Annotated in this window: 8 protein-coding genes and 1 pseudogene; 6 read left to right on the top strand and 3 right to left on the bottom strand. The window is 64.4% G+C overall.

Annotated features, from left to right (window positions below; translation table 11 throughout):
• Positions 1-581: 581 nt before the first annotated feature.
• Both MJ783_RS16550 and MJ783_RS16545 read left to right on the top strand, forming a co-directional pair.
• The gene (locus tag MJ783_RS16550; RefSeq protein WP_239311347.1) at positions 582-950 is read left to right on the top strand and encodes a WhiB family transcriptional regulator; all 369 of its coding nucleotides are present in this window, start codon (positions 582-584) and stop codon (positions 948-950) included.
• A 281-nt stretch (positions 951-1231) separates the two neighbouring features.
• Positions 1232-1759 carry a histidine phosphatase family protein gene (locus tag MJ783_RS16545; protein WP_239311346.1) on the top strand — a complete coding sequence of 176 codons (528 nt, stop codon included), beginning with the start codon at positions 1232-1234 and terminating at the stop codon, positions 1757-1759.
• Positions 1760-1872: 113 nt separating this feature from the next.
• Here the strand turns inward: MJ783_RS16545 and MJ783_RS16540 are convergent, their stop codons facing one another.
• The gene (locus MJ783_RS16540) at positions 1873-2079 is read right to left on the bottom strand and encodes a hypothetical protein (protein WP_239311345.1); all 207 of its coding nucleotides are present in this window, start codon (positions 2077-2079) and stop codon (positions 1873-1875) included.
• 95 nt (positions 2080-2174) lie between these two features.
• On the bottom strand, positions 2175-3680 hold the full coding sequence (locus MJ783_RS16535) for a trehalose-6-phosphate synthase (protein ID WP_239311354.1): 1506 nt from the start codon (positions 3678-3680) through the stop codon (positions 2175-2177).
• A 510-nt stretch (positions 3681-4190) separates the two neighbouring features.
• On the opposite strand from MJ783_RS16535, the pseudogene MJ783_RS16530 reads away from it, so the two are divergent.
• Positions 4191-4786, top strand: a pseudogene (locus tag MJ783_RS16530) (Tn3 family transposase).
• Positions 4787-4842: 56 nt separating this feature from the next.
• Here the strand turns inward: MJ783_RS16530 and MJ783_RS16525 are convergent.
• Entirely contained in the window at positions 4843-5313 is a 471-nt protein-coding gene (locus MJ783_RS16525) for an HIT family protein (RefSeq protein WP_239311344.1), read from the bottom strand.
• 73 nt (positions 5314-5386) lie between these two features.
• On the opposite strand from MJ783_RS16525, the gene MJ783_RS16520 reads away from it, so the two are divergent.
• From MJ783_RS16520 to MJ783_RS16510, 3 genes are all read left to right on the top strand, one after another.
• On the top strand, positions 5387-5689 hold the full coding sequence (locus MJ783_RS16520; RefSeq protein WP_239311343.1) for a type IV toxin-antitoxin system AbiEi family antitoxin domain-containing protein: 303 nt from the start codon (positions 5387-5389) through the stop codon (positions 5687-5689).
• Between the two features lie 130 nt (positions 5690-5819).
• Positions 5820-6065 (top strand): hypothetical protein, encoded by a 246-nt coding sequence (locus MJ783_RS16515; protein WP_239311342.1) that lies wholly within the window; start codon positions 5820-5822, stop codon positions 6063-6065.
• 7 nt (positions 6066-6072) lie between these two features.
• Positions 6073-6292, top strand: a 220-nt coding sequence (locus MJ783_RS16510) for a hypothetical protein (RefSeq protein WP_239311341.1), incomplete at its 3' end; no start/stop codon positions are given.

Genomic DNA, 6292 nt, shown 5'->3' with positions numbered 1-6292 from the left:
GCGCCGTCGGCCATGCGGGCTAACGATCATTATTGTGATCCTGCTCACGCTTGCAATCGTGCCAATCAACGTTTTTGACACAGCTTGACCGTTGGATGCCCGAAATGCCCGGTTCATCATATAAAAGATGAGCCGGGCATTTACAATTCGTATCCATAAAATAACTTTGAGCGATTAATTCGCGTTGGAACAACGATCACAGACGTCGTGGTGCGACGTGTGACACAGACCGCGGACGTGACCGTTCCGGAACCCTTGCTATCCGGTCGAGAGCCGTCTACGTTCCTCGGTTAACGAGACGAGACAGGTTCGTTTCCGGTGTACTTGGCGCCAGCGGTGCGGTGCACTCCACGCCGGAGAACCTCGTCCTCTCTCCGCACCTGTTGTGGTCCCACCCGAGCAGAGTAGATGTGCGTTAAAACACATCTATGTGGTGCTCGTCCCTGTTATGTCCGCCACAAGCGATGTCCAGCAGGAGACGGTATGCCCAGTCAGTCGCGTTCGCTGCCCCCGGGCAGCGCTGCCGTTCCCGACCCCCTATCTCTGTTGCGTACGGATTCGATCATGATCGGCAGAATGCCATGAGCGCCGGCGTACCTGTCCTGCCCGGCCGGGACCTCCCACCACAGCCCTACGGCCCTGGCTGGCCGGCATACTGGCGGCAGAACGCGGCCTGCCGGGACGGGGATCCCGATGCGTTCTTCCCACCGGACGGTCGCAACACCAAGGCTCGAGCCGCAGCCGAAACACGAGCCCGCAAGATCTGCGCAAGTTGTCCGGTACGACGGGCCTGTCTCGCCACGGCGCTGTTCCGTCAAGAGGAGCACGGAGTCTGGGGTGGGCTCACGTCGGATGAGCGCAACTCAATCGTGCCACGCGGCCGTCTGAGCGCGGACGACGCGCTGGCTTATGCCGATCGCCTCCTACTGTCTGCCTACGCTACGAACTGATCTTACCACCTCCTCCTGCGGCGCCCGTGTCGCCCGTGGTATGGCGTCTGTCGGCTACCGGTCAGCACTACACCACGGGCGACCAGCCAGATGATCACAAAGTCCCCTGGGTATCCCGGATCTGACCAGCTGGCCTTGACCGAGCAGAAAAGAACCATTGACGCCCCGGTCCGAGATGGGCAGGCTGCGTGTCGTTGCCGTCCGAGGAGGAGTTTCGTGTCGGGGTGTCCCGCGCTTGGTCGCGGTGTTCGGTCGTCCACCGCATCCGTACAGGTCACGCGGTGAGGCCTCCGCGTCGTCTCCTGTTGTTGCGTCATGGCAAGTCGGACTGGGCCGACGGCTCCACACCGGACGCCGACCGGCCCCTGTCACCTCGCGGCCGGGCAGCGTGCGGTCTGATCGCGGAGCATCTGTGCGCCGAGCGGCTCATCCCCGACTTGGTGCTGTGCTCATCCGCGCGCCGTACCCGCCAGACCGTCGAACACATTGCCGGGGCACTTCCACCCGATGTCCCGGTGCTGGCTGAGGACCGGCTCTATCTGGCCGATGCCGCCGATCTCCTCGACCGTCTCCGGGAACTGGACGACGGCGTGCCCACCGTCTTGCTGGTGGGCCACAACCCCGGTATCCAGGCGTTGGCGGCTGGTCTGCTGCCAGCCGGCGAGCGTTCCCGTATTCCTGCCTTTCCCACGGCCGCGCTGGCGGTAGAGGATCTGGCGGTGGGCCGCTGGACCGAGCTCGGGCCGAGCACGACACGTCTGGTGTCCTTCGTCACCCCGCGCTCGCTGGGAGCTTCGGCCAGCCACTGACCTTGGGCCAGCCACGGGCACAGGTGCTTGCCGCGAGTGACCCGGCTGCGGAGGACGGACAGGCTGCCTGGGCGGGCTCACCTCACCCTGGGGTTGAGGTGAGCCCGCCCAGGTCAGTAGGCCTGCTCCATGATGCGAGAGGCAGCTGCCGCGATCAGGCCGATGACCAGCGATGCACCGGTCACGATCCACAGCGGGACGGAGTGGAGGACAAGAGCAAAGACACCGACCGAAAAAGCCGCAATGATCAGAAAAACCGCGGCCCACGAACCCGTGTTCGCCTTGTGGTGACCGCCGGAACTCGCCACGTCCGCTCCCATGCATCGTCCACCGAAGTCCGTCGCAGCTGAGACTACCCCGCGAACCGCGGCGGAATCCCGTCGAGATGGGTGACTTCAGCGGGGTTCAGCGGGGTTCAGGAATAGCCCGCGAGCCGTGCGAGGTCGTCTAGTTGCTCGCCGAGCCAGCGGCCCACGTCATGGGTGCGCACCTGCTCGGCGGCCGCGGCCAGCCGCCGCTGCCGCTCCTGCGCCGGCATGGTCAGAGCCTCGTGCAGGGCGTCGGCCATCTGCTGCACGTCAAAAGGATGCAGGGTCACCGAGTACTCGCCGAGCTCCTCGTGGGCTCCGGCGTTCTCCGACAGCGCCAGCACGCCGCCACTGCGGTTGACCACAGCGACTTCCTTGACCACGAGGTTCATCCCGTCCGCGATGGCATTGGCCATAATCACATCGCAGATCGAGTAGGCGGCTACCGCGAGCGGGAAGTCCTCAGCCATCCGCAGGTCGATCGGTTGCTGTCCCTCCTTGGTATGCCGAGCGTTGATCTCGGCGACAACCGCGCCGATCAGCGCGATATAGTCGGCGTACTCGGATACGTCCGTGCGGCTTGGTTGGAGCAGGGCGAGGAAACTGACCTTTCCGACGAGCTCCGGATGCTGGTCGAGCAGCGTTCCGAAGGCGAGGAAACCACGCACGACGTTCTTGCTCGGGTCGGTGCGGTCCACCCGGAGGATGAGCTGCCGGTCTCCGTCGAGGAAGGCGTGGCGCAGCATGGTGACATGCGCGGTGACCTCCTCGGTATCCATGGTCGCGTCCAGCGCGGCCGTATCCACGGAGATCGGGTAATAGCGGGCCCGTACCGTCCGATCGCCGACGACCACCAACAGTTTGTCGAGATCAACATCCAGGCCGAGCAGCTCCTGCGCGCACAGGACGAAGTTGCGGGCATAGCGCCGGGTGTGAAAACCGACGACGTCACTACCCAGCAGGCCGCTCAGCAGCCGCTTCCGGATGCCCGCGGGCAGCACCCGCCATTCGTCCGGGCCTGGCCAGGGCACGTGTACGAAGTGGGTGAGCAGGACATCCGGGCACAGCTCCCGGACCCGTTCGGCCACCAGGTAGAAGTGGTAGTCCTGCAGCAGGACGAGCGCTTTGCCGCCGCGGGCGCGAACTTCGTCGATGACGGCGTCCGCATAGACTTGGTTGACCGCGGCGTAACCATTTTCGAACGCGTCATGTTCGGCTTGCGTGATGATGGGCGAGAGCACCCGGCCGTACAGCCCGTGCTGGACGAACCACAGGATCGGGTTTGACCAGACGCTGTAGAAGTCCGCGTAGGCCACCGGGTCGGTGACCACCAGACGTACCCGGATGGTGGGACCGTTCGATTCGCCTTCGACCACATGCGGAGACGGCGCGGTCTGTACGACGATCGAACCTCCCCGCGCCTCGCCCGCGACCACGGTGTCCTCCGGAGTGGACGCTCCGCAGACCCAGACGGCGTCGTCGAGGTGCTCGGCGAGACCCGACAGGGCTGACACGAGGCCCCCCGCCCCTCGGGTGACCGTCCGCCCTGAAGTGTCACGGTCGAAGCTCACCGGGCCGCGGTTGGACAACAGGACAAGCGGCAGGTCGAGCATGCTGGTTAGCGGCACGATGGTGCGGCCTCCTCAGTCGCGTGGCAGCGGCGCCGATCGGATGCCGGACCCGTGAACTTCCACGCGTTGTATTCCCCTGGGCCGCCGGCGGCATGACAGAAGTCATGATCGCACCACCGGCAACTTTCCCTCGCCTTTCTCGATCTTCCGGCGATACGGAAGAAACTATGATCACGCCACTGGCGGCCAGCTGGACAACTCGGACTTTAGTAAGGCCCGCTAAGGGATGCACCGCGTCGCGGACAGCCTGCGGAATTGTTACCCAGATCTTCATCCACGACACATTGACAACCGGCTATGACAGTTTGTCATACTTAATTATATTAATTCCACAAATATAATTGGAGGCGCCTGATAGCAGGGGTGTGGATCACGGAGCGAGGTTGGGGCGCAGGCAGTCGCCGGGAGTGATGCGGCGAGGTGTGTGCCCCGGCCCCGCGCAATGCCGCGTCCCTTGTCGCCGGTCGCTCTTAGTACTCCAACCCGACTTTTGTGATCAGTCGAGTTGTAGCTTCACGGCCTGGCGTCGGTAGTGGCAGTCTGCTCCCGCGCATCAAACGGATCAACAGGGTTCGGCTCTACCGGCCGGCCGCCGGCGAGCCGGACGCCTACCCGCGGCTCGCGCCGGCGCTGAGCCGGCCGATCCGCTGGGACGTCGTCGCCGAACAGTACGACCAGATGATCAAATACGCCACCGCGATCCGGACCGGCACCGCTTCCGCCGAGGCGATCCTGCGCCGCTTCATCCGGGCCAACGCGATCCACCCCACCTACCAGGCCATGGCGGCGACATCGCCACCAACCGCCGCGACGAGCAGGAACTCTCCGTCCTCTGCCTGCGCGTGCTCCAAGCCGCCCTAGTCTACGTCAACACCCTCATGGTCCAGGACGTCCTCGCCGACGACGACTGGGCCGAGCAGCTGACCGACGCCGACCGGCGCGGCCTCACACCCTTGTTCTGGACGCACGTCGCCCCATACGGTGAGGTGAAACTCGACATGACCAGCCGTCTGACACTCGGCGTGTCCACCGCGGCGCCGCTGGTGTTGACCCGGCTTGGCAGACCTCGGGTCGGGGGAAGAGACTGAGATGCCGGGTCCGGCTGGTAACCGCCTCCCTCGCCAGGAGAGTTCGGCGACGCTCGTCACGTGCCGTACGCGTCGCGCGTGAGGGTGGATAATGTCGCTCGTAGATCGGCGTTAAGCTGGTTGTGTGCCGCGCTAATCGCGTGTTCCTTCTTCGTCCGCTCCGCGCCATACAGGTAGACGGGGCCGACCCGGAGACTCTCCTCCTCCCACCTGTAACGCGCGTGTACATGGCCGTGGAGATGCGGCCAGAGGTTCCCCAACACTTCGTAGTTGATTCGCAGAAAGTCTTCGTCGCGAGCCGCGCATACCTGAGCGACAGCCTCACCGAGAAGAGACAGGTCGAAAAGGAAGTCCATTCGTTCTGGGCGGGGAAGGTCAGTCAGATGGTTTGCCGATCCGGCGTAGACGAGCAGGCAGTAGCCGGGGAGATGCTGCGTGCTGCCCAGCACTGCCCATCCAGTGCGCATTCTATGGAGAACGTGGGGTTCCTCACCGCGTTCCAACGTGGTAAGCCATTCGCTGCTCATGTTCACACCCTCTGTGCCCTGCGCTGTGTCTGCGCGGTCTACCCCAACGGGCGCTATACCTTAGCATAAGCGCATGATCGATCAGGTCGCTACGCTGTGTGATTTGGCTGAAGGTCAGTGGGGGTGTGTCACGGAGCGGCAGGCGGAGAGAGCCGGTGTCTCGGTCGTCGAGCTCGGGCGCTTCAAAGAAGCAGGGGTCGTTGAGCCTGTCATCGAGGGGGTGATGCGTATTCGCGCTGGTGGGAGGCATCTTTTTCCGCGGCTGTACAGCCAGTGGCTGATGCTGGACCCGGAGCGGCCAGGGTGGCTGCGGGATGCCCCAGGGTGCGGCGTTGTCTCCCATGCCACGGCGCTGCGGGTCTACGGGATTGGCTGACCGGCCGGGACCCGGTGTGGAGTTCACGCTTCCCGCTGGCCCTGCCCGGCCAAGGAGCTCTCATCCTGGCATCGTCCTGCACTCTGGCGAGGTACCCGCCGATGAGTGGACGACCCGGTCCGATCTCTTTGTGACCACTCCCGCACGCACATTGCGCGATCTAACCTACAGCGGGCGGTTTGATCTCGCCGAACTCGGCCGCGTCGCCCACGCCTTTCTGCGCACCCACCTAGCGAACGAGACCGAGCTGGCCCGTGGTCTGGACGTAGCCGCCAGGACATCGCCCTATGGCGGTGAAGTTGCGGCTTCGTTGGAGTCGATTCTGCGTGCGGCGGACGAGGGCAGCGTAGGCTTCCCCGCCCGCCCGCAGCGTTAGTCAGCCCATGGCCGGCGCAGAAAATCATAACCCAGACTCCCACATCGGGCCGGAATTCCGTGAGACGTTCCCCTCGTGGTCGGAGTTCCGTTCCTACGTCACCGATCGTGCTCGTGCAGCGGAGTTTAATGCCGACCGTGCACTTCACCAGATCTTGACCGGGGACTTCGCGGCGCGTCTCATGAGCCGAACCCCGCACGACTGGATCATTTTCGGTTCGTTGGCGC

Source organism: Protofrankia sp. Cj3 (assembly GCF_917627355.1).
Taxonomy (GTDB): Bacteria; Actinomycetota; Actinomycetes; order Frankiales; family Frankiaceae; genus Protofrankia.
Note: the sequence above shows the minus strand (reverse complement) of the source record. Positions and strands in the feature narration are given on the sequence as shown.